This window comes from Embleya sp. NPDC005971, assembly GCF_040629175.1.
Lineage (GTDB): Bacteria > Actinomycetota > Actinomycetes > Streptomycetales > Streptomycetaceae > Embleya.
This window is the reverse complement of sequence record NZ_JBEXUX010000024.1, coordinates 25677-47240: the sequence shown is the minus strand read 5'-3', so window position 1 is coordinate 47240 and position 21564 is coordinate 25677. Positions and strand designations below refer to the sequence as shown.

Annotated in this window: 17 protein-coding genes; 5 read left to right on the top strand and 12 right to left on the bottom strand. The window is 70.8% G+C overall.

What is annotated here, in order from left to right; all coding sequences use genetic code 11:
- Nucleotides 1-228: 228 nt before the first annotated feature.
- Nucleotides 229-1416: an MFS transporter gene (locus ABZ374_RS21960; protein ID WP_360313528.1), complete on the bottom strand. Its 1188-nt coding sequence runs from the start codon at nt 1414-1416 to the stop codon at nt 229-231.
- A gap of 148 nt (nt 1417-1564) precedes the next feature.
- Between ABZ374_RS21960 and ABZ374_RS21955 the strand changes: the two genes are divergently transcribed.
- The 3 genes from ABZ374_RS21955 to speB all read left to right on the top strand — a co-directional run bounded on the left by ABZ374_RS21955 (nt 1565) and on the right by speB (nt 5445).
- The gene (locus tag ABZ374_RS21955; RefSeq protein WP_360313526.1) at nt 1565-1915 is read left to right on the top strand and encodes a MerR family transcriptional regulator; all 351 of its coding nucleotides are present in this window, start codon (nt 1565-1567) and stop codon (nt 1913-1915) included.
- A gap of 1260 nt (nt 1916-3175) precedes the next feature.
- Nucleotides 3176-4084: a LysR family transcriptional regulator gene (locus tag ABZ374_RS21950; RefSeq protein ID WP_360313524.1), complete on the top strand. Its 909-nt coding sequence runs from the start codon at nt 3176-3178 to the stop codon at nt 4082-4084.
- Nucleotides 4085-4377: 293 nt separating this feature from the next.
- Nucleotides 4378-5445: an agmatinase gene (gene speB / locus ABZ374_RS21945; protein WP_360313522.1), complete on the top strand. Its 1068-nt coding sequence runs from the start codon at nt 4378-4380 to the stop codon at nt 5443-5445.
- Between the two features lie 1212 nt (nt 5446-6657).
- On the opposite strand, the gene ABZ374_RS21940 is transcribed toward speB, so the two are convergent.
- Nucleotides 6658-8985 carry a tetratricopeptide repeat protein gene (locus ABZ374_RS21940; RefSeq protein ID WP_360313520.1) on the bottom strand — a complete coding sequence of 776 codons (2328 nt, stop codon included), beginning with the start codon at nt 8983-8985 and terminating at the stop codon, nt 6658-6660.
- Between the two features lie 331 nt (nt 8986-9316).
- Here ABZ374_RS21940 and ABZ374_RS21935 point away from each other — a divergent pair, with 331 nt between their 5' ends.
- Nucleotides 9317-9646: a hypothetical protein gene (locus tag ABZ374_RS21935; protein WP_360313518.1), complete on the top strand. Its 330-nt coding sequence runs from the start codon at nt 9317-9319 to the stop codon at nt 9644-9646.
- 292 nt (nt 9647-9938) lie between these two features.
- Here ABZ374_RS21935 and ABZ374_RS21930 read toward each other — a convergent pair whose 3' ends face one another.
- Nucleotides 9939-10547, bottom strand: a complete 609-nt coding sequence (locus tag ABZ374_RS21930; RefSeq protein ID WP_360313516.1) for a hypothetical protein — start codon at nt 10545-10547, stop codon at nt 9939-9941.
- Between the two features lie 536 nt (nt 10548-11083).
- On the opposite strand from ABZ374_RS21930, the gene ABZ374_RS21925 reads away from it, so the two are divergent.
- Nucleotides 11084-11545, top strand: a complete 462-nt coding sequence (locus tag ABZ374_RS21925) for an NUDIX domain-containing protein (RefSeq protein ID WP_360313514.1) — start codon at nt 11084-11086, stop codon at nt 11543-11545.
- Nucleotides 11546-12228: 683 nt separating this feature from the next.
- Here the strand turns inward: ABZ374_RS21925 and ABZ374_RS21920 are convergent.
- The 9 genes from ABZ374_RS21920 to ABZ374_RS21880 all read right to left on the bottom strand — a co-directional run bounded on the left by ABZ374_RS21920 (nt 12229) and on the right by ABZ374_RS21880 (nt 20985).
- A complete protein-coding gene (locus ABZ374_RS21920) occupies nt 12229-12840 on the bottom strand; it encodes a TetR family transcriptional regulator (RefSeq protein WP_360313512.1) in 612 nt (203 codons plus the stop codon).
- Between the two features lie 92 nt (nt 12841-12932).
- The gene (locus ABZ374_RS21915; protein ID WP_360313510.1) at nt 12933-13079 is read right to left on the bottom strand and encodes a hypothetical protein; all 147 of its coding nucleotides are present in this window, start codon (nt 13077-13079) and stop codon (nt 12933-12935) included.
- 230 nt (nt 13080-13309) lie between these two features.
- Nucleotides 13310-14278 (bottom strand): alpha/beta hydrolase, encoded by a 969-nt coding sequence (locus ABZ374_RS21910; protein ID WP_360313508.1) that lies wholly within the window; start codon nt 14276-14278, stop codon nt 13310-13312.
- 80 nt (nt 14279-14358) lie between these two features.
- Nucleotides 14359-15594, bottom strand: coding sequence for an ROK family transcriptional regulator (locus ABZ374_RS21905; RefSeq protein ID WP_360313660.1), 1236 nt, complete (start codon nt 15592-15594; stop codon nt 14359-14361).
- A 5-nt stretch (nt 15595-15599) separates the two neighbouring features.
- Nucleotides 15600-16655 (bottom strand): ABC transporter ATP-binding protein, encoded by a 1056-nt coding sequence (locus ABZ374_RS21900; RefSeq protein WP_360313506.1) that lies wholly within the window; start codon nt 16653-16655, stop codon nt 15600-15602.
- Entirely contained in the window at nt 16652-17758 is a 1107-nt protein-coding gene (locus ABZ374_RS21895; RefSeq protein WP_360313504.1) for an ABC transporter ATP-binding protein, read from the bottom strand. The genes ABZ374_RS21900 and ABZ374_RS21895 overlap by 4 nt, the downstream gene beginning before the upstream one ends.
- Complete coding sequence (locus ABZ374_RS21890) at nt 17755-18633, bottom strand: ABC transporter permease (RefSeq protein ID WP_360313502.1); 879 nt, start codon at nt 18631-18633, stop codon at nt 17755-17757. Before ABZ374_RS21890 ends, ABZ374_RS21895 begins: the two co-directional genes overlap by 4 nt.
- Nucleotides 18623-19573 carry an ABC transporter permease gene (locus ABZ374_RS21885; protein WP_360313500.1) on the bottom strand — a complete coding sequence of 317 codons (951 nt, stop codon included), beginning with the start codon at nt 19571-19573 and terminating at the stop codon, nt 18623-18625. The genes ABZ374_RS21890 and ABZ374_RS21885 overlap by 11 nt, the downstream gene beginning before the upstream one ends.
- Nucleotides 19570-20985, bottom strand: a complete 1416-nt coding sequence (locus ABZ374_RS21880) for an ABC transporter substrate-binding protein (protein WP_360313498.1) — start codon at nt 20983-20985, stop codon at nt 19570-19572. The genes ABZ374_RS21885 and ABZ374_RS21880 overlap by 4 nt, the downstream gene beginning before the upstream one ends.
- Nucleotides 20986-21564 lie beyond the last annotated feature (579 nt).

Here is a 21564-nt window from a genome sequence, read left to right as displayed (position 1 = left end):
GGCCGGCGCCGCCCTCGCCGCCGGGCGGGCCTCGGCCGGCGCGACCCGAACCGAGCCCCGGCCGCCCCGGCCATGTACCGACCCACCGACCGTCCCGGCCCGCCTGCGGGGCGGGACGGCGGCGTGCATTCCGACGTGCAGGAAGTGATCGTGGTGGCTGTGTACAGCGGCGTTTGCACGCATGCGTCGTCGCGAGACGGCTGCCCGGAACCCGAAACTCGGGGCCGGTCAGCCCGCCCGGTCCTTCGACAGTCTCGGGAACCCGGTACGGCGGGCCGCCACCGCCACGCCCGTACCCGCCAGGATCAGGGCGAGCGCAATCCATGGCACCGCCGCGATCCCGACCGTCGCCAGGATCCGACCGCCGACGATCGCACCCGTACCTATGCCGATGTTGAAGCCGGAGTTCAGCACGGCGTCGGCGACTTCCGGCGTCGCGGGGGCCGCGCGTACCACCGCCGCGTGCAGGAGTGTGGGGAGTGCCCCGAACGCCAGGCCCCAGGCCGCGACCGCCGCAACCGCCGCGACCGTGTGCCGGCCGGCGAGGGCGAGCGCGAGGACACCGGCGGTCAGCACACCCAAAGTGGTCAGCAGGGCGCCGCGTGGGCGACGGTCGACCGATGCCGCCGCGGCTCCGACGCCCACCGCGCCGGCCGCACCGTAGGCGAGCAATACCCATCCGACCGTGGACTCGCCGAGGCCGGCGCGCTCCAGCAGTCGCACGATGTAGCTGTACGCGGCGAAATGCCCCAGCATCACGACCGTCGTGGTGCCCGCGACGACCACCACGCCGGGTGTCCGGAGCACGTCGATCACGCGTGCCCGCGCGATCGATCGGTCACCGGGCAACGCGGGCAGGGTGCGGGCCGCGAGTACCGCGAGGAGGAGGGCCGACACGGCCAGGCCCGCGAAAGCTGTTCTCCAGCCGACCGCGGTCCCGACGGCCGTGCCCAGCGGTATGCCGATCGTCAAAGCCGCCGCTTGGCCCGCGAAGACGATCGCCACCGCGCGGCCGACCCGGTCGGGGGCGACCATGCGGACCGCGTACGCCGCCGCCATCGACCAGAACACGCCCGCGAGCAGCCCTCCGACGGCCCGGGCCACGAGGGTGAGCGGATAACTCCCGGAAATCGCCGTTGCCGCGTTGACCACCACGAACCCGACCAACGTACCGATCATCAGCGAGCGCCGCGGCCGGCGCCGGGTGGCCGCGGTCAGTGGTATCGCGCCGAGCGCCATCGCGTACGCGAACGCGCTCACCAGGAACCCGGCCGCGACTTCGGACACACCCAGGTCACGGGCCGTCGTCGGAAGGAGCCCGGACGGTAGCATCTCGGTCGTCAAGGCGACGAACACCGCCGCCGACAGGGTGAGCAGCCCACCCAGCGGCCATCTGGGCTCCGAGGCGGTCGACATGGCCGAATCGGTGGGCGTTGCCGGATTGTTCGAAGCAGTGGCCGCGACGGGCGCGGTCGTCGAGGGTTGCACTTCACTGGACATGGTCGGAACGCTAGGAGTCTCACATCGGTGTGAAGGTCAAATCCGGCGACGTGGGGTGGTGCGGATGAGGATCGGCGAGTTGTCGCGACGCACCGGCGTCAGCGCGCGGCTGCTGCGCTATTACGAGGAGCAGGGCCTGCTCCGGCCGGCCCGCAGCGAGAACGGCTACCGCGACTATCCGGACAACGCCATAGCGTGCGTCCAACAGATCCGGGGGCTGATCGACGCGGGGCTGTCGACGCGCGCGTTGCGCTCGGTCATCCCGTGTCTGCAGGGCGCGCTGACCCTGCCGCCTTCGCCCGGGCCGGAACTCGTGGCGCTCCTTGACAACGAATTGGCGCAGCTCGAAGAACGCATAGCCTGCCTGACCCACAACCGCGACGCGATCCGGGACTACCTGACCACATCCCGGTGACGTCCGGGTCGCTCGACGTCGTGCGTTGCGACGCGACCACGGCGGGTTCCGCGATCGGGTTTCGCGATCGGGTTCCGTCGGCCGGGCGCGCGCCCGAGCCTCGGGCCCGCCGTGTGGACGCGGTCCTCTCGGGGTGACCGCGGGGCGCGGGCCGCGCCCCGGGGTCGCCCCGCCCGCAGTGCCTTCTGGTCGACACTGCCGAGAGCGGTGAGCGGCAGGGTCTCGCGAAGGCCGATGTGTTCCGGCGTCCAGACGCCGCCCTTGGCCCGGCGTACGTGGTCGGCGAGTTCGGTGGCAAAGACGACGAGTTCCGCCGGTGCCCCCAGGGTGTGGCTCCTCTGACGAAATGACCTCGGCGTGCGGCTCCGGCACCGGTCGCGGCGTGGCGAGCGGGTACGGCGACCGCCCCGCGCAGCGTACCCGTGCGCCCCGGCCCGGCCGTGCCCGGGCAACGTGGTCGGTCGCGCAGGGCACCGCAGTCCGGGTGGACCGAGGCGTTCGCCGGACCGGGTCAGGGCGTCCGCGCGGCGAGAGTCCGACCGGTCGGGACACCACGCCCCGCGTCACCAGGGTCAGGACGGCGAGAAGTCGTGCAAGTCCTCGTCCCACCAGTCGGGTTCCGTGTCACCCTCGTCCGCCTCGACCGGGTCGCGCATCCCGTCCTCGGAAGACCGTCCACGCGGTCCATGCTCGGACGCGCGATGACGGCCGGCCGCAAACCACCTGCGGCCTATCGGAATCTCGTCCGTCGGAACCCAAATCGTGTCCGGCACTGGTTGCACCGGACCCGCGGAACGTTCGCCGCCACGACGGTGTCGGGACGTTCGGGTCCCGAGCAACCGGCCGGCGTCGGCAGCGAGGCGCTGTCCAGTGGCGGGTTGCCGCGGTGTGCGGGCCCATGGAGGAGAGGCTTTTCCCGGCCCGGTGGAGCACCGAGTGGCCGTCGGGGGTCCACAGCTCGTCCCCGACGTGTGTGGTCAGGGTGTCGGTATCGGTGCGGGGCGCCGGATGGCAACGCTGTTCCGGCCCATGACGACTCCTACCGCGGTGAGACCGGTGCCTCCCGGCCTCATCACCGACTGCCTGTTCGCCGGACGAGGTCGTTGGCACCATGAGTCCTGTCGGCCCCGCTGGGCTGCGTGATCGTGCGACCGAAAGCATCGTAGAGCTTCCGCTGTCGACCAGACGGGCGGCGCGTGTAGGACACGGAGGCAATCTGAACGAGGCCGGCTGCGCAGCCGGGATACATAGCATGTATGGATGCTCGATCTTCGCCAGTTTCAGGTTCTCCGCGCCATCGCCTCGAGCGGTTCGTTGGCCGGGGCCGCCCGCGAACTCCACTACGGACAACCGACCATCAGCTACCACCTCGCAGCGCTGGAGGCGCACTTGGGGGCCAAGCTGGTGGAGCGCGGTCCCACCGGGGCGATCCTGACGGACCTCGGCACGACGGTTCTGGAGCATGCGGGCGCTGTCCTCGACCGGATCGAAGCGGTCGAGGCGGATGTCGAGGCCCGGATGAAACACGGCGTGTCGACGCTGCGCATCGGCGCCTTCCACTCCGCGGCCTCGCGGTTGCTCCCCCGGGCCGTACGGGACGCCGCGATCGGTTCGGGTGTGCGCGTCGAGTTGATCGAGGCCGAACCACTCGATCTGGTCGCACAGGTACGAGCCGGGTCGCTGCACTGCGCCGTGATCTACGACATCGGTGGAGCCGAGGCACGATACGGCGCCGACATACGGGCCGAAACCCTGTTCGACGATCCGTACCGGGTGTTGCTCCCCGCGTCGCACCCTCAGGCCCGGTCGGTGGGTCCTGTCGATATCGAACTGCTCGCCGACGACGGGTGGATCGTCTCTCGCGGCTCGTACGACCCCAGCGACCAGACTCTCTTCGCGACGTGCCAGTCCCTTGGGTTCCGCCCCCGGACGGTGCTCAGGACCGATGATTACGGTGTGGTCCACGGGTTCGTCGCAGCCGGCACCGCCGTCGCTCTCGTACCCGAACTCGCCGTGGAGGAGGGGTACGACGTCGTCGTCCGCCCCGCCGTGCAGGTCCTCGGCTCTCGCAGCGTCCGGTTCCTCACCCCCCAAGGCCCACGGCCTGCTCTGGTGGAGCGGGTACGAGAGGAACTGCACCGCGTGGCATCGATCCGAAGGGTGCCCTGACCGAACCGCCCCACCGGGCAGCCGAACAACCGGCGGGTGACGCGCAGCCTCCATAGACCATATGGAGCGCTGTCGAAAGCTCCTCCATACCTTGTGGTGGCGCAAGGCTGTGAGGATTTGGGCCTGGCGCGGTGGGCGCCGCGACGGGTGGGCGGGTCGGGCAAAGCGTGGTGTGCGCACCCGCTTTGGCGTACCCGTTCGCCGATCGACGGACCTGCTCCCCGCTCCGCACGGCGCCGCACCGCAACAAGTCGGCCCGGCGGCCCGTTCCGCATGATGCAAAGGACTCCCCCATGACCCGCTATGGCGCGATGTACGGCCCCGACGTCACATTCCTCGGCGTCCCTCCCTGCAACCTGGACGAACGCTCCACGTGGGATGACGCCCAGGTGGTCATCCTCGGCGCACCCTACGACGGCGGCACCTCGTACCGTTCCGGCGCCCGCTTCGGGCCCAAGGCCATTCGGCAGGCCTGCTACCTCGAACACGACGGCAGCCGGCCCTCCCTCGCGCTGGGCGTGGACGGACTTCTCGACCTGCGCGTCATGGACGCCGGCGACGTCATGATGTTCAGCGGCAACGCACAGGAGGCACACGCCGCGTTGGAACGGGCCGTGAACACCGTCTCGGCCGCCGGCAAGACGCCCCTCATACTCGGCGGCGACCACTCGATCGCCCTCCCGAACGTCACCGGCGTCGCACGCGCGGTCGGCTGGGGCCGGGTCTCGGTCGTCCACTTCGACGCACACGCCGACACCGGCGACATCTGCCACGGTTCCCTCATCGCCCACGGCCAGCCGATGCGCCGCCTGCTCGAATCGGGCGCGGCCCGCAGCGACCGTTTCCTGCAGTTGGGCCTGCGCGGCTACTGGCCCGGCCCCGACACTCTGGAGTGGATGGCCGAACAGGGCATGCGCTCCTACGAGATGACCGAGATCGTGGAACGCGGCCTGGAAACCTGCCTGGCCGAGGCGTCGCGCACGGCACTGGACGACTGCGACGGCGTCTACCTCTCGGTGGACGTCGATGTCGTCGACCCCGGCATGGCCCCCGGGACCGGGACTCCGGAGCCCGGCGGCCTGACCTCGCGCCAACTCCTGGACAGCGTTCGCCGCCTGGCCTACGAACTACCCATCGTCGGTGTCGAGGTCGTCGAGGTCGCCCCCGGCCACGACCACGCCGACATCACCGCGATGCTCGGCAGCCGCATCGTCCTCGAAGCGCTGTCCGGCATCGCCCGCCGACAGGCCGAGCAGAACGGCCGCCTGAAGACGTGGGACCGCAGGCGCCCCCTCCTCGAGCAGTACGACTCCGCCCACCGCGACTCGAACCGCCGGCACCGCGGAGCGGCGCGCGGGTGAACCGATCCGTCACACCGTGGTCGGCCCCACCGGGCCCGCAGCCGGCGCGCTCGGGGGCACCCGCCCATGGTGGTTCCGCGCCGTCTCCGCGACGACGCCGGGCGAAATCACCAGTCCGCACGCCGATGGCGCGCCCGTCGTCACGCAACCGGTCCCGTGCCGCCGCGGACACCCCACGCCCCGCCTTCACGACCCCGCACGCCCCGCTCGTCGTCACCTCCGCCCGAAACCGTCCGAGAGGAACCGAGACCTTGGGCAAGAGGAGAAGAAGCAGGGCCCGACAACCGACTCGGGGACGTCATCGAGAAGCTGAAGGCGGCCGGCACGGCAATCCTCCTGACCACACATCGGCTCGACGAGGTCGAACGCCTCTGCGGACGCGTGGCCATCCTGGTCGCGGGGAAGATCGTCGCCCGCGCACCGCCGCGTGAGATCCGTCGGCAAGTCAGCGGTCTGAGTCGCCGGGTGCTGCACGAAGTCAGCTACCCTGTCGGCAAGTTCGCCGCCGCCTTGTCGGATGCGCTCACCTGCGAGCTCCGGCGGAGCGGGCGCCTGATCCACCTTGGGAGACGGGTCGAGGAAAAACGGCGCGGCGACCGTCGCCTCATCGCCGCGCACTTCGGGGTCCGGCCGGCGCGGGCGGCCATGTCGGCGCTGTCGCCGCCTGCGGCCAGGGCGCTTCGGCGGCTCGGGCCGCGGCCGGGACGTTGCCCGGTGCGCCTCCGGCGCCGCAGCCGCGCCCGGGACGGCGGCGGTGTGCGGGCGGTACACGGCGTTCGTGTCGATCACTGGCGACAGCCCCGACTCCCCCGATCCGGGCCTGGCGCCCGGGAGTTTCACAACCGACCTGCGGAGACGGTCCGCAACGACGCCCGCAGGGACGAACGCATGGGCGCAGAGCAGCAGCACCACCACCACCGCCCGCCCCGTCCCCGGCAGGTCTTCGAGACCGCCTCGGGCGCCCGGCTGGTCCCCCGCGTCCTGGACAAACGATCGAGACGAAGGCGTTGGTGCCCAGCGCGGACCTGAAGGCGACCACCCCCGGGAGCATCGCACTCCTGGGCGGGGAGGAGCCCTTCCGGGAGATCCCATTGTGGGGAGACAGTGAAGATCTCTCCTGAACCTCGCCCGTTGCGTCGGAGCGCTACGCGGCGGCACTCGACACGGTCGACTGGGCCGAGCCGACGGCGTGCCCGGCGGCCGCGGGCTCCTTCACCCGTCGGCGTCCGTCATGAACCGGCGAGCCTCGGCCAGGTAGTCTCCGGCGTCCAGTTCCTCGAAGATGTCGGCCGCTTCCCGCAGGCGGCTTTTCGCGAGCGTCCGCCGTCCCTGTCCGAGCAGGGCCTTGCCCTGTCCGAGAAGTGCCTCGCCCTCCCCGAAGCGATCACCGCTGCGGCGAGCGATCTCGCGCGCCTTGACGTCGCAGACCTCCGCCGCCTCGAATCGGCCCAGGTCGAGGTGCCGTGAACCGGTGACGACGTACGCCAGGGCGAGGCGGTGGCCGTCGCCGCGCCGTTCGCGGATCGCCACCACTTCGAGCATCACTTCCAGGGCCTCCGCATTGCGGCCGAGCCGGGACAGGCAGGCCGCCATGGCGTTGAGAGCGGACGCCTCGCGGTCGGTGTTGCCTTCGCGTCGGGCCAACTCCAAAGCGAGGACGGAGTGTTCGAGGCCCAGTCGGGGGCGGTCGGTGCGGCCGTAGAAGATGACGAGGTTGTTGAGCACCGCGGCCTCTCCGTCGCGGTCCCCGAGGCGGCGCCGCGCGGCAAGGGCCTCGGTGAACATCGCCTCCGCCTCCCTCGTCCGGCCCAGTTCGGTGGCTGTCGCGCCCAGGCGGTTCCGGAGCCAGGCCTGTGCGGCGAGATCGCCGGTATGCCGGACCGCAGACAGGGCTTCGGTGAGCAGGGCTTCGCACTGGAGCCAGTTCTGGTTCACGGCCCGCAACACCGAGGCGGCGGCCGGAATCCGCCACGCGGCGTCGAGCCGGCCGGTAGCGATGGCGACGGTCGCCGCCGCGAGAAGATTGGCGTGCTCGACCTCCAACCAGGCGACGGCGTCGCTGCGTTCGGTGAACTGCGTCGCGGGAGCCTGAAGGGTCGAACAGGAGGCGGGCGGCAGGCCCAGCGAGGGCAGGAGGGTGGTCGCGGCGGCCTCGACCGTTTGGGCGTACCAGGTCAGCAGCCGATCCGTGGCCGGGACACGCTCGGCCGGCGGGAGCCGGTCGGCGGCCGTCTCCAGCGCGTAGGCACGCAGAATGTCGTGGAGTTCGAACCGTCCCGGTGAACGCTGCAGCAGGAGGTATTCGTCGCACAGGGCTTCCAGCGTGCCGCGTGCCGCACGCGGACCGACGTCGGCCAGGGCCGCAGCCGCCTCCGTCGTCACGTCGGTGCCGGGCTGGATCCCCAGCAGCAGGAACATCAACCGTCTGTGCGGGGGTAGGGCGTCGAAGGACAGGTCGAACACCCGCCGCAACGAACGCAGGCCGACCGTCATCGCGTCCAGGCCCCCTCGGTTCAGGTGTTCCACCAGGTCGAAAACGGTCCAGGAAGGACGGGCCCGCAGCCGCGCCGCGGCTATCGTCAACGCCAGGGGGAGGTTGCCGCAGGCTCGGGCGACCTTCGCGGCCGCGACGCGGTCGCTCTCGATCCGTTCCCCGCCCGCGACGGCCGTCAGCAGATCGACCGCATCGGCGTCGCCGAGGACGTCGAGCCGATGGATCTTCGCACCGTCCAGGCCCGTGAGACTGCGCCTGCTGGTGATCAGGACCAGGCAGCCGGAGTGGGCCGGGATCAGCTCCCTGACCTGTTCCTCGTCCCCGGCGTTGTCGAGGATGAGGACGGAGGCCCTGTCCCTCATTCGGTCTCGGAACATCGCCGCTCGCTCGCCCGTCTCGGATGGTACCTGGGCACCCGGTACTCCGAGTTGTCGAAGGAACGCCGCCAGAACCTCCGACGGGTCCGCGGGCTCGTGCTCGGGGTCGAACCCGTGCAGGTTCACGTAGAGCTGGACGTCGGTGAAGTGTCCTGACCGGACCAGGTGATGTGCGGCGTGAACGGCGAGTTGGGTCTTGCCCACACCGCCCATGCCCTCGATCGCGGAGATCACCACCGTGGTGGCCCGCGAGCCCGGACCGGTCGTGGTGGCGATCAGATCGGCGAGTTCCTTCTCGCGTCCGGTGAACACGGCCAGGTCCGCCGGGAGTTGGTGCAACACCCCGATGGGTCCGCCCGTCTTCGCGTCCCGATGGACTCTGATGCCGCTCTCGCGCCAGCGCCCGGCTTCGTCTTCGCTCACGCCCAGAGCCCGCACGATCGCCGTGACGAGGTCGAGGTCCAGGCGACGGCGCCCGGGTCTGAAGACGTCCGCGAGCGTGGAGAGCGAGAGCACGCGTGCGGGCCTCATCAGCGGCCCGACCCGTCTCGCGAGCGTGCGGTACGAGGGCATCCCCGCCCACGCCCGCAGGTCTGCCAACAACTCGACGAACTGCCCCAGATCTGCGGCGCCCTCCGGATCCGGCATCCCGCCCCGCTGCCCACTCATGACGTTCGCACCCCCGTGAATCCGTGCATCGGGCAACCCGAGTCTAGGAGCGGGGTGTACGGATTCGTACGGGAAACGTGACTCCGTCGGGCGCGGGCGACAGCCTGGCTGTGCCGCCACTTCGGCGGCGGAGGCGGAGAAGACGACCGCCGCCTCGATTCCGGGGGAATCATGGCTCGTTCGCCGGCGATGACGCTCCACCCGTGCAGCCATGCCACGCCACACACCACATCACGTTGCGCGTGCCACCCGCGGTGCCATCCGGATCCGTACATCGCACGGCGCGGCGCGACTTCAGTCTCCTTCACCTTCATGGAAGAAGAGGTGCACCGTGTTCCGAAAGATGATCACCACCCTGGCCGTCGCCGCCGCCACCGCGGCCGGCGTGGTATCCGCGGCCCCGGCCCAGGCGGCCGACCGCTGCAGCCCGACAACCCGCTACGGCGAGCGCATCTGCGTCACCGGCGTCATCTACAACCGTGCGGACGACGTCAGTTCGGTCCTGTTCACGCTCACCGGGCCCTGGACCGACTACCGGGTCTCCGCGAACGGAAAATCCGCGCTCTACTACCCCGGAAACAACGCGCTCGGTGTGAACGGCCATCTGACCACGAGCGTCTGCGTGTCCGAGGCCACCACCCATTGGTTGGCCTGCGTGTGAGTGCCGTCGCCGGCCGCGAGTGACGACCGGGCTGGGGTCCGCCCACCGAGCCCCGGCCCGGTCGCCTGCTCACGTCCCCACCCCTCCGACGTGTGCGCTTTCGTGCCCGCCATCCGACTGCCGAGAGTGAGGGGCCCCGCGTTTCCCGCCCCCATGGCTTCGGCCCGCAGCGCGCCGATCATGAACCGCCCCGGGCGAGCCCGACCCGCCTGCACCGTGAGACACGGTATGTGGCGTGCGCCGTGCCCCGGTATGCCCGGCCGGTCGCCGGGATCGGGCACCGTTCGCGTGTCTAGAGCGTCAGCGGCAAGGTCATGACCGACATCGGCGTGATCATCTCGAACAGGCCGCACGCCGTATACACCGCCGTGCGCCACCGGCGGGCGGGGCCCAGGCCCAAGTCGGCACGCGCCAGTCGGGCGACCCGGATCCGCGAGGCGTCCATGCCCGCGACGACGTGCTCCCTGAGAAATCCGAGGTCACGTTCGTCCCGCAGGGTTACCCGAGTACCGGCCGCGTCCCGCAGAATGACGTCGACGGTGGTGCCCGCCGCGCCGGGATACAGGCGTGCGCCGCGGATCAGGCGCAGGTCCGCGAGGTCGATCGTCCTGGTCCCCGTCCAGGTCCGGGTGCTCAGATAGCGGTCGTTCGGCCCGTGCAGACGCATCGGTTTCCGGGCCACGTTCGCGCCGCGCAGAAAGACGTAACACCCCATGCCGCCGGCAATGTCGGCCAGGGGTATCCAACCGTCCGCTGTCGTCCGGTCCTGGAACGGGGCGGTGCCGAAGGCGAACGCGGCTGCGGCCGCGACGACCGGGAAGACGGTCCAGCGGGCCCGCGTCATCGACGACCGGGCCGGACGCGACTGCTGGGTCGTCACCGGCACGAGGGATTCCGCCATGTCCGCCATGGCGCGACGCCAACTCACCGCCCCACGTGGCGAAACACGGGATCCCCTCGCCCCGGACCGCAGGTACCCGGGTGTTCGGGGTGGTGCGGAGTCGTTCGGCGATGGTGCGGGCGTGTTCGGTCGCCTGGACGCGGGCCTCGGCGAGGAGGCGGTGGGCGAGCGGCCTGAGTTCCGTCGTCGCCGGGTTGACGTCCGCCGCGGCGAGTTCGGCCCGGGCGGTGAGCAGGTCCAGGCCCCAGACGTCGGCGAGCATGCGATGCACGTACGGCGTGGCATGGTCCCAGCCGGCGCGCGGGGTCCCGGGGGCGTAGCCGCCGCCCCGGGCTTCGACCAGCAGCGCCGGGCGGCCCGGCCGGCCGGGCGTCGTGGCCCGGGGACGACCCCCGGCACCGGGGCGGGCCCGGCGATGTTCGCTCTCCCACGCGCGGGTCCGATCGGCGAACGTCCGGTCTCCCGTGGTACCGCCGACACTTCGGACGCCATCCTGGGGCCGGTGCCCCGTTCCGTCGTCGACTCGGGAGAAACGCATGACCAGCCGCTACCGCAGCATCGTGGACGTCTACGTGCTCCTTCGGAGAGCCGACGGACGCATCCTGCTCATGGAACGCGCCAACACCGGCTACGCGGACGGCCGGCTCTGCCCACCCAGCGGACACCTCGAAGCCGGGGAATCCGTGATCGCCGGCGCGATCCGCGAGGCCGCCGAGGAAGTCGGCGTCGAACTCGACGAAGCCGCCGTCGACTTCGTGCACGTCGTCCACCACCGCAACGGCGACGAAGAACCACGCATCGGCTTCTTCTTCCTTGCGGACGACTGGCGCGGCCGGCCGATCAACCGTGAACCGCACAAGTGCGCGCGGCTTCTGTGGGCCGACCCGACCGACCCACCCGCCGACACCGTTCCCTACACGGCCGCCGCGCTGGCGCAGATCGCCCGGCGGAAGCCGTTCTCCCTCGACGGTTGGGGCGACCCACCGGCCGGGCCCTGATCCCTTCCACCACGCGCCCGTCGCGGAAGGAGATCGACACATGGAGCAAGACGACTTCGTCGTCGTGGGCTCCTCGGCATTTCGGCGTCGAGGTCGACGACGGTGCAGCGGGTGAAATCGCAGACCGGCCGGCTCGGCGGCGATCATCCATCGTGTCGCGGGATTTCCGTAGCGGGCGACCGTCCAGCCCAGCGGGGCAACCGCACGCGCTCCCATAGCGCTCGCCCAGGAGTACCGCCGGGATCGTCCCGATTCGGGGGCATCCCCGCGCCCGTGCTGGGGCAGCCTGCCTCTCGGCGTCGCGGGCGCGTCCGACGGCCGTGATCCTCGGCCGGCGCCGCGTCCGCCGCCGCGCGCGTCGATCGCCGAACCGGCACTGCGCGTGTTCCTGGATCCCTCCGACGCCCGCCACTTCACCGACAAGGCCGGCGCCCGCTTCACCGGCCTCCGCACCCAACTGCGCGTGCTCGCACCGTGGTTGGACGACGTGACCACCGGGGGACTGCGGGTGGTCACCGGTAGCCCGAGTATCGGCAAGTCCGCCTCGCTCGGCGCTCTGGCCTGTGCCGCGCACCCCGAGATCGTCGCGGTGGTACCGCACGTCCGCGAACGCCTGGACGCCCGCGACGGGTCGGGATGCCCCTCGATCAACCCTGGCCTGGCCGCGGTCCACGACGGACTGTTCACCGACCCTTTTCTCGTCCGTTGGTGTTCGGCAGAGCCTGATCGAGGAGAACCTGTGCCGCTGCCCGTGCGTGCCGGCCATAGTCCGCTTCGCCCAGCACCATTGCGCGACTGGCCGCGCCGTCCGCGAGAGTGGCCAACTGCTCGGCGAGTGCGTCGGGTTCACGACAGCCCAGCTCCGTCACCAAGGCGGCGATGAGCCGCACCATCCGCACTTTCTGGTCGCGGGCGTAGGAGTGGACCGCGCTTTCCGGGTCCGGGAACTCCACAGCGGCATCGATGAACGGACACCCACGAACCGGACCCGCGTCCGTCGTGAACTGGTCGAAGAGCATCAGGACCCGTTCCCGAGGGGTGAGGTCCTCGCGGTCCAGCACACTCTCCAAGGTGGCGCCCGTCAGCACGAGGCCCTGCAAGTGGGCGATGACCAGGTCGTTCTTGGTCCTGAAGTGCGCGTAGAGCGTCCGCTTCGACACCGGTGCCTTCTCTGCCACCTGTTCCATGCCGGTCGCGTTGATCCCCTGGGTCGCGAACAGCCGGGCGGCGGCGGCCAGAATGCGCTCCCTACCTCCACGTCCCCGCCGTTGAGGCGCAGTAGCCGTTGCACTCATACAGGAAGTGTACGTTCACGTTTACTTTAGTCAAGGGTTCCACCGGTGCGGCGGGTCGCAGGTCCCTTGCCGGCCGGGGTGGAGTGGCCTGGTTACTCGGTGTAGTCGGCAAGGTGGGCCAGGGCAGCGGTGTCGAAGGCGGCGACGGGGTGATCGGTGGGGGTTGCGGTGAGCACGAGGGCGTTGGTGTACGTGTCGGTGGCCGGGGAGTGGATCGCGAACCCACCGACCCTGTCCAAGCCGTACTGCCTCGGCCCCTCCGGGCGTCCTGGAACGGGACTCGGAAGTCGTCCCGCCGCCGCAGACATCCACAACTGCTGCGATCGCAGTAGGCGAGCCGGTCCCGGGACCGGCGGAGGTGGCTGCGGCGACCGGTCCCGTCCGGGACGAGCCGGCCGTCGCAGCCTGCCGAGGAAGCCGAATCGCCACGAGGCTTTCGACGCTCCGTCCCCGCCCGGCCCGGGCTCGGTCAGCCCAGGTGTCGCTCGAGGAACGTGATGCCTTCGTGGACCACCGGGGCGATGTCCGCCAGGCCGACGAAGCAGTGGTCCGCGTCGGGTATCGATCGCAGGGTGACCTCGCTGCCGCATGCGGCCAGTCGAGCGGCGAGTTGCGCGCTGTGTTCGTGCGGGACCACGGTGTCCTTCGTGCCGTGTTGCAGCAACAGCGGTGCGGCCACGTGGTCCGCGTAGGTGAGCGGGCTCGCCGAGCGCGCCAGCAGCGGCCATTGTTCGGGGCGCCCGCCGAGCAGCGCCTCGCAGGGATCGGGGCGGTGGGCCGCGCCCGGGGGCGGCAGTTCGTGGAGGGTGGACAGCAGGCTGGGCACGTTCGACACCCCGTACCAGTCGACCGCGGCCCGAACGGCGCTGCTGGGGCCGGTGATTCCCACGCTGCCTTCGAGGGGATGGTCCGGGTCGTCGGACGGGGTCAGCGCGAGGAGCGCGGTGAGATGGCCGCCGGCGGACTCGCCCCAGACACCGATGCGCTCGGGGTCGATGCCCAGTACGCGGGAGTAGTGGCGAAGGTAGCGGACCGCCGATTTGGCGTCGTGGAGTTGGGCCGGGAAGGGCGCTTCCAGGCTGTGTCGGTAGTCGATGGAAACCAGTGCGAGGCCGGCGTCGAGGATGCCGCCGAACAACAACTCCGGGGTGACCGTCGGCGGCGGGTAGCGCCGGTCGCCGTCCTGCCAGGCTCCGCCGTGGATCCACACCACCACCGGTGCGGGCCCATCGCCGGCGGGCACCGCGACGTCGAGCAGGCACGGACGGTACCCGGCGGTCGCCGCGTAGGTGAGGCCCTCGTACCGCCGCACGCCCGACTCGGTGACCACCGGGTCGCCGGGCGGCAGGTGGGTCGGTGGCCGCCAGTTGTTCTCCTTCGGGTCCCACGAGGTTTCGGGCCGGGTTTGGACCTGGGTTTCGGACCGGGTCTGGGTCATCGGTGCATCCGTCTTTCTGCTCGACACGACAAGTGGTCAAGGAACAAGGAGGGAACGCGAGGGAGCCGTTCGCGGCCGGCTCACGGCGATGTGGTGGCCTCGGCGCGGGGGCCGCCGATCCGGAGCGGGTCGCGGTCCGTCTGCCGTTCGCGGGCTGCGAGCAGGGCTCCGTACAGGGGTCCGTCCCGCCCGAGCCGCGCCGTGCTCACCTCGATCGTGTAGGGCCTGAATCGGCCCAGGTAGTGCGCGAGTTGGGCTCGCACCCCGTCCAGCAGGAGGGTTTCGGCCCGGGCCAGGGCGCCGCCGATCACGACCAGGTCGAGATCCAGCGGCGTACTGACGGCGGCGACGAAGGTGCCGATCGCCAGACCCGCTTCGTGCACGGCGGCCCGATGCGCGCCGTCTCCGGCGAGCGTCGCCCGCACGACGTCGTCCACGGTGTGCGGCGCGGGCTCGGCCGTGCGCAGCGCGGAGAGCAGGGCCCGCTCCCCGATCAGCGTTTCCAGGCAGCCGCGCGCGCCGCACCAACAGGCCCGGCCGTGCGGCTCGACGACGGTGTGGCCGAACTCGCCCGCCATGCCGGTCGCGCCGCGGTAGATGCGCCCGTCGAGTACCAGCGCCCCGCCGACACCGGCGTCCACCGACAGGAACAGGAAGTCGCGGCTGTCCACGGCTGCGCCCCGGTGGAGTTCGGCCAGTGCCGACAGGTTGGCGTCGTTGTCCGCGTGGACGGGTACGCCCACCACTTCGCCGATGTCGTGGGCCAGCGGCACGCTTCCCCAGTTGGTCGTCTGGTGCCATCCCTGTGGGATCAGGTCGCGGCCGGCCGCGTCGTCCTCGGGACGGCGAACCGGGCCCGGGACCGACACCACGCCCGCGACCGGGTCGATCGAGGACGGATCGCGCACCGCCAGCAGGCCCCGGGTCAGCCGGCCGATCGTCTCCAGTGCCTCGGAGTACGCACACGGGTGGGGAATCGGCGCCCGCGCGTCGAGGATTTCGTCGGTCGAGGACATCAGGCCCACCCTGATCCAGGAGCGGGCGAGGTCCACCCCCAGCACCCATGAGGAACGATGCGCGGCGAGCCGCACCACGTTGGCGCGGCGACCGTTGCGCACGCTGTGTTCCAATACCACGTGTCGATCACGGACCAACAGTTTGACGAGGTTGGACACGGTGGCCTCGGACAGGCCCGAGGCCACCGCGAGTTCCGTCTGCGACAGCGGCTTGGGGGCCAGACACTCCAACAGTCGGCCCAGGTTGCCCGCTCGCGGCGAGATTCGCGGGCCGCCGGCACCGGCCCGCGCGCCGCCCACCGCGGTCAACTTCCCACCGCCTCCCTCGAAACCCGCTCCGCGTCGATCTGCGTCCCGAGCGGGAAATGACAGGCCACCCGGTGGTGCGGACGCACCTGCACCGGCTGCGGCTCCTCGACGGCGCAGCGCTCCCGGGCGAGTGGGCAGCGGGTCCGGAAGCGGCACCCGCCGGGCGGCTCGATCGGCGAGGGCAGTTCGCCCGTGAGCAGGCCGTGGCCTTGCGTGTTCGCGCCGCGGCCGGGGACCGAGGCGAGCAGTGCGCGCGTGTAGGGATGGGCCGGGGCCGCGTACAGGTCGTCCACCGGCGCCTCCTCGCACAGTCGGCCGAGGTACATGACGGCGACCCGGTCGGATACGTGGCGGACCACCGAGAGGTCGTGGGAGATGAAGAGCATCGCCAGGTGCCGCCGGTCCCTGATGTCCAGGAGCAGGTTGAGCACCTGGGCCTGGACCGAGACGTCGAGCGCGGAGACGATCTCGTCGCACAGCAGCAGGTCCGGGACTCGGGCCAGGGCCCGGGCGATGCTCACGCGTTGGCACTGGCCGCCGGACAGCTCGTGTGGGCGCCGATCGAGCAGCGCGGTGCGCAGGCCGACCTGGTCGGCCAGTTCCCCCACCCGGTCGGCGATGCGTGCACGGTCCGTGTCGCCGGCGAGTTCGAGCGGGGTCGCGATGATGTCGCGGATCCGACGACGTGGGTTCAGGGACGCGATGGGGTCCTGGAACACCATGCCCACTCGACGGCGGTACGGGTCCAGTGCCTTGCCGCGCAGCCGGGCCACGTCTTCGCCGTCGAACTCGATGCGCCCGGAGATCGAGGATTCCAGCCGTGCGACGGCACGCGCGACGGTCGATTTGCCGCAGCCGGATTCGCCGACCAGGCCCAGGGTCTCCCCGGCCTGCACGGTGAGATCGACACCGGCGACCGCTTCGAACAGGCGGCCCGCGTTGCGATACCGCACCCGTAGGTCTCGAACCGTCAACAGGGCGCGGTCCGCGCCCGTTTCGCCGTCGGTGTCGTGCTGCGGGCGGGTGCGGTCGGGGGTGTCGATGCTGCTCATGGGGTACTCGCTTTCGATACGTCGACACCGCCGGCCCGGCCGGGGACGACATCGACCGCCGGGTGTGGCGCCGACGGCTCGGGGAGCCGGCAGGCGACCCGGTGCCCGCTCCCCGGCGGCACCACCAACGGTGGCCGGGCACTGCGACATCGGTGGTCGGCGCGTGGGCAGCGGCTCTCGAAGGCGCAGCCGTCGGCGGTGCGGGTCAGGTCCGGGGGTTCGCCGCCGATGGTCGGCAACCGTTCGGCGCGCACGGAGTGCAGTCGCGGCGCGGTGTCCAGGAGGGCCCGGGTGTACGGCATTCGGGGTGCGGTGAGCACCGCGTCGGTGGGGCCGAGTTCGGCTTGTCGCCCGGCGTACATGACCATGACGTCGTCGGCGTGATCCGCGACCAGGTCCAGGTCGTGACTGATCAGGATCATCGCCATGGCACGTTCGGCACGTTGGCGGTCGAGCAGGCGCAGGATCTGCGCCTGGACGGTGACGTCGAGTGCCGTGGTCGGCTCGTCGGCGATGAGCAGTTCGGGGTCGCAGGTCAGGGCCAGCGCGATCATCACGCGCTGGCGCATTCCGCCGGACATCTGCACGGGGTACTGCCGGGCGCGTCGGGCCGGGTCGGGAATGCCCACGGTGTCGAGCAGTTCGACCGCGCGGGCCCGGGCCGCCTTGCGGCCCAGACCCAGGTGGCGGCGCAGGGGCAGGGCCAGTTGGCGCCATACCGGCATCACCGGGTTGAGTGCGGTCATCGGGTCCTGGAAGACCATGCCGACCCGGCGACCGCGCAGCGCGCGCAGCCGTTGCTCGCTCAAGCCGGTGAGTTCGAGGTCGGCGAAGCGTGCGGTCCCGGTGCGGACGGCGATGGCGGCCGGCGGCAGCAGGCCCAGCAGGCTCCGACACAGCACACTTTTGCCGGACCCGGATTCGCCGACCACGGCCAGGGTGCGTCCGGCGGCCAGGGTGAAGCTCACGTCGTCGACGGCCCGTACGGCGCCGCGCGGCGAGTGGAGGTGGACCCGGTAGTCGCGCACGTCCAGCAACGGCTCGGGTCCGGTGTCGGCGCTCGGCTCAGGAGCGGTTCGCGGTGTGTTGTCGAGACGGTTCACAACATCGCTCCGCGGGAGTCGAAGACGGCGGTCAGTCGGTCGCCCAGGACGTTCGCGCACAGCACGACCAGCACGAGCACGGCGGTGGGCGTCAGGGTGACCACGGGGTGTTCGGCGAGGACCTGTCTGCCCTCGGAGATCATGCCGCCCCAGGTGGGAGCGGGCGGCGGGACGCTCATCCCGAGGAATCCCAGGCCGCCCTCGATCATCACGCCGAGGCCGAACATGGTCACCGCGTACGTGACGACCAGGCCGGTGATGTTGGGCAGGATCTCGCGCAACATCAACCGCGTGGCGGACATCCCCATCGCCCGGCAGGCGAGGACGAACTCGCGTTGTGCCAGGCTCAGTACCGGCGCCTGCACGACGCGTACGAAGCCGGGTACGAACAGCACGCCCACCACGAGGGTGACGCTGGTTGCCGAGGGGCCCACCGCACCGATCACCGCGAGCGCGAGCACCAGCGCGGGGAAGGCGAGCAGGACGTCCGCGAGCCGCATCACGATCGCCTGCGCCCATCCGGTGCTCAGGCCCGCGATCATGCCGAGCAGGGTGCCGACGACCGCGCCGATGGCGGTGGCGCCGAGTCCGACGGTCAGGCTCACTCTGGCCCCGTACACGATGCGCGCGAGGGTGTCCCGGCCGAGTGCGTCGGTGCCGAGTGGGTGTTCGGCGCCGAATCCGGCGGACAGCGCGGAGACGTCGGTGTGTTCGGGATTCTCCAGCGGCAGGACGGGCGCCAGCAGTGCGGCCAGCACGATCGTGCCCAAGACCACCGACGCCGCCGCGGTAGCGGCCCCCGGGCGGGCTCGACGGGTCGTCACCTTGTCCCGGTGGGTGGCCTCGGCGGTGGGCACGAGGGTGTCAACGGGCATGGCGAATCCTCGGATCCAGGAGGCCGTAGAGCACTTCGACGGCGAGGTTGACCAGGACGTAGAGCGCGGCGATCAACAGCACGACGCTCTGCAGGACGACGAAGTCCTTGGCTCGTACGGCGCCCAACGCGTAGGTGCCCAGACCGGGGATGGCGAAGAGTTGCTCGATCACCACCGCGCCCCCGATCAGCACGCCGAAGTTGAGTCCGACCAGCGTGACCAGCGGTAGCAGGGCCGGGCGCAGCGCATGCCGCAGCAGGATCTCGCGCGGGGTCAGTCCTTGGGCTCGGGCCGCCAGGATGTAGTCCTGCCGGAGGGTCTCGATCACTCCGTTGCGCAGCACCCGGAAGTACACGGCGGCCAGTCCCAGGGCGAGCGTCACCGCCGGCAACATCAGGCTGCGCAGGGTCTCGCCGGCCCCCTGCGCCAGGGGTGTGTAGCCGGTGGCCGGGGCCCAGCCGAGGCGGACGGCGAAGACGTAGACCAACAGCACGGCGATGGCGAACTGTGGTGCGGCGAGCAGGAACGAGGATGCGCCGTTGGCGATCCGGTCGGCCGGTCGGCCGCGACGGTAGGCGGCCCACAGCGCCGCCGGGACGGCGATGGCCAGGGCCAGTGCCTCGGCGAGGAGCATCAGCAGCAGGGAGGGTTCCGCACGGTCGCGCAGCGCGGCGGAGACGCTCTGGCCGTTGAGCGGCGAGGTGCCCAGATCTCCGGTGAGGGCGGCGGTGAGCCAGTCCAGGAATTGCTCGATCGCGCTGTGGTCGGCCCCGATGCGGTGGTTGAAGGCGGCGGTCTGCTCCGGGGTCGCGGTCGGCCCCAGGACTGCGGCGGCGAGGTCGCCGGGCAGGATTCGCCCCAGGACGAAGGTGACGACCGCGACCGCGGCCAGGACGATCGCCGCCTGGCCGAGTCGACCGGCGAGGTAGCGTGCGTTCATCGGCTCAGCCACACGTCGGTCATCGAGAAGATGTCCACGCCGCGCGAGTCGGCGGGCGGCAGGTGTACCCGGTCGGAGCCGATGAACATGCCCATCTTGCGCACGACGGGAATGACCGGCACCTCGCGCGCGAGAGTGCCGACGATCTCCCGCGCGGTGGACAGGGCCTGTGCGTCGTCGGCGATCGGGGCGAGCTTGGCGAACAAGGCGTCCGTGTGCGGGTTCGCATAGCCGCTGAGGTTGCTGAACCCGCCGGAGACGAAACTGGGTTGGAGTCCGGAGACCGTTGTGGTGTCCACGAAGAACGGCCCCAGGAGGACGTCGAAGTTCCTTTGCTGGATGGCCTGGTTGAGGGTGGGGCCGGCCGCGGTGACCTTCGCGTCGACACCGACGTCCTTCCACATCTGTTGCAGCAGCAGCGCCTGGGTCAGGTAGGCGGGCAGGTCGGGGGCGAGGATGTCCACCGACACGGGTTTGCCGTACTCGGCGAGCAGTCGGCGGGCCGCGGCCGGGTCGTAATCCGGCACGGCGATGCCCTGTTGTGCCGGGTTGTCGTCGGCCAGCAGGGCCAGGGCGGGCTTGGAGCCGTTTCCGTAGGCGGCCTTGTTGATCGCCTTGCGGTCGATGGCCGCGCTCAGTGCCGCGCGCACCCGCGCGTCGTCGAGGCCGGGGCGCTTGGTGTTGACGTTGAGACCCTCCGGTGCGAAGCCCTCGTTGAGTTGCACCTGTAGGTTCGCGCCGCGCGCCTGTTCGGCCAGGGTGGGGGTGGTGGCGACGGCCATGTCCAGCGTGCCGGACTGGACGGATTGCACGGCGCTTTGGGTGTCCGGGACGATCTTGATGAGGATCTTGTCCAGGTTGGCCTTTTCCGGGCGCCAGTAGGTGTCGTTGCGGACGAGGATGATGGCGCTGCCGGGGGCGACCCGTTCGAGGCGATAGGCGCCGGCGCCCACCGCCGCTCGGCCGAAGTTGTCGCCCTGGGCCCGAACGGCGGTGGGCGACGGGATCAGCGCCGCGGTCTGGGTAAGGGCCAGGACCGGGAACTTCGCCCACGGCTGGGTGAGGTGGAACACCACGGTGTGGGTGCCGGCCGTGCTCAGCGAGGCGATGTCGGTGACCACGCGCGGATCGCAGCCCAGACAGGTCTTGGTTTCCTGGAGGCGTTTGTAGTGGTCGACGACGGCTTGCGCGTCCAGCGGCGTGCCGTCGGAGAAGCGCACGTTCTCGCGCAGGGCGACGGTGAACGTGCGGTCCGCGTCGGAGGAGGTCGCGGACAGGGCCAGGACGGGGACGAGATTGCCGCGCCGATCCAGGTCGAAGAGCGGATCCATGATGGCGCGGGCCGCCGTGTAGTCGGTCATCGAGGTGAAGTTGGGCGCGGTGGGGTCCAGGGTCTGGTAATCGACCGGCATGCCCAGCAAAAGGGTGCCGCCACGGCGGGGCTCTCCGGTGGGCCCCGCCCCCGGGTGCGAGCCTGCACCGGGCCCGCCGCAGGCCGCGAGGAGCAAGGCCAGTGCGCCGGCGCCGGCCGCGATCGTGTGGCGTCTTCTCGGGTGGGTCAGGGGCGAACGGAGCATGAATTCCTCGCAGGGTCGTTCCGGGAAACCGGGATGGTCGATCGACCGGCGGCTCCGCACGGAATCGGGAAGCCGTCGGGACGGGTGCAAGAACGTCGACCGTCCGATCGGGTGTCGTTATGAATACTCGCTTTTCAGGTGTTCGACAAGAGTCGATTCTGCGGGGTTTCCCATCGAGACCGGAACGCAACATCAGGGCCGGTGAATTCGTTGCCTGAATTCAACGAGTGAATTCATCGATCGCACATCGGATCGCCGATTCTCGTGAAATGTGCAGGTCAGACATGATCCTTGGGTGAACCCGGCGAGGTTTTCCGATTTGCGCCTTGAAGTCAAGGAGCGTCTTCGACGGCTCGCATCACAAAATTGTCGACATCCGTGAATTCGTGTGTTGTGCTGGTGGTCGAGCATTCA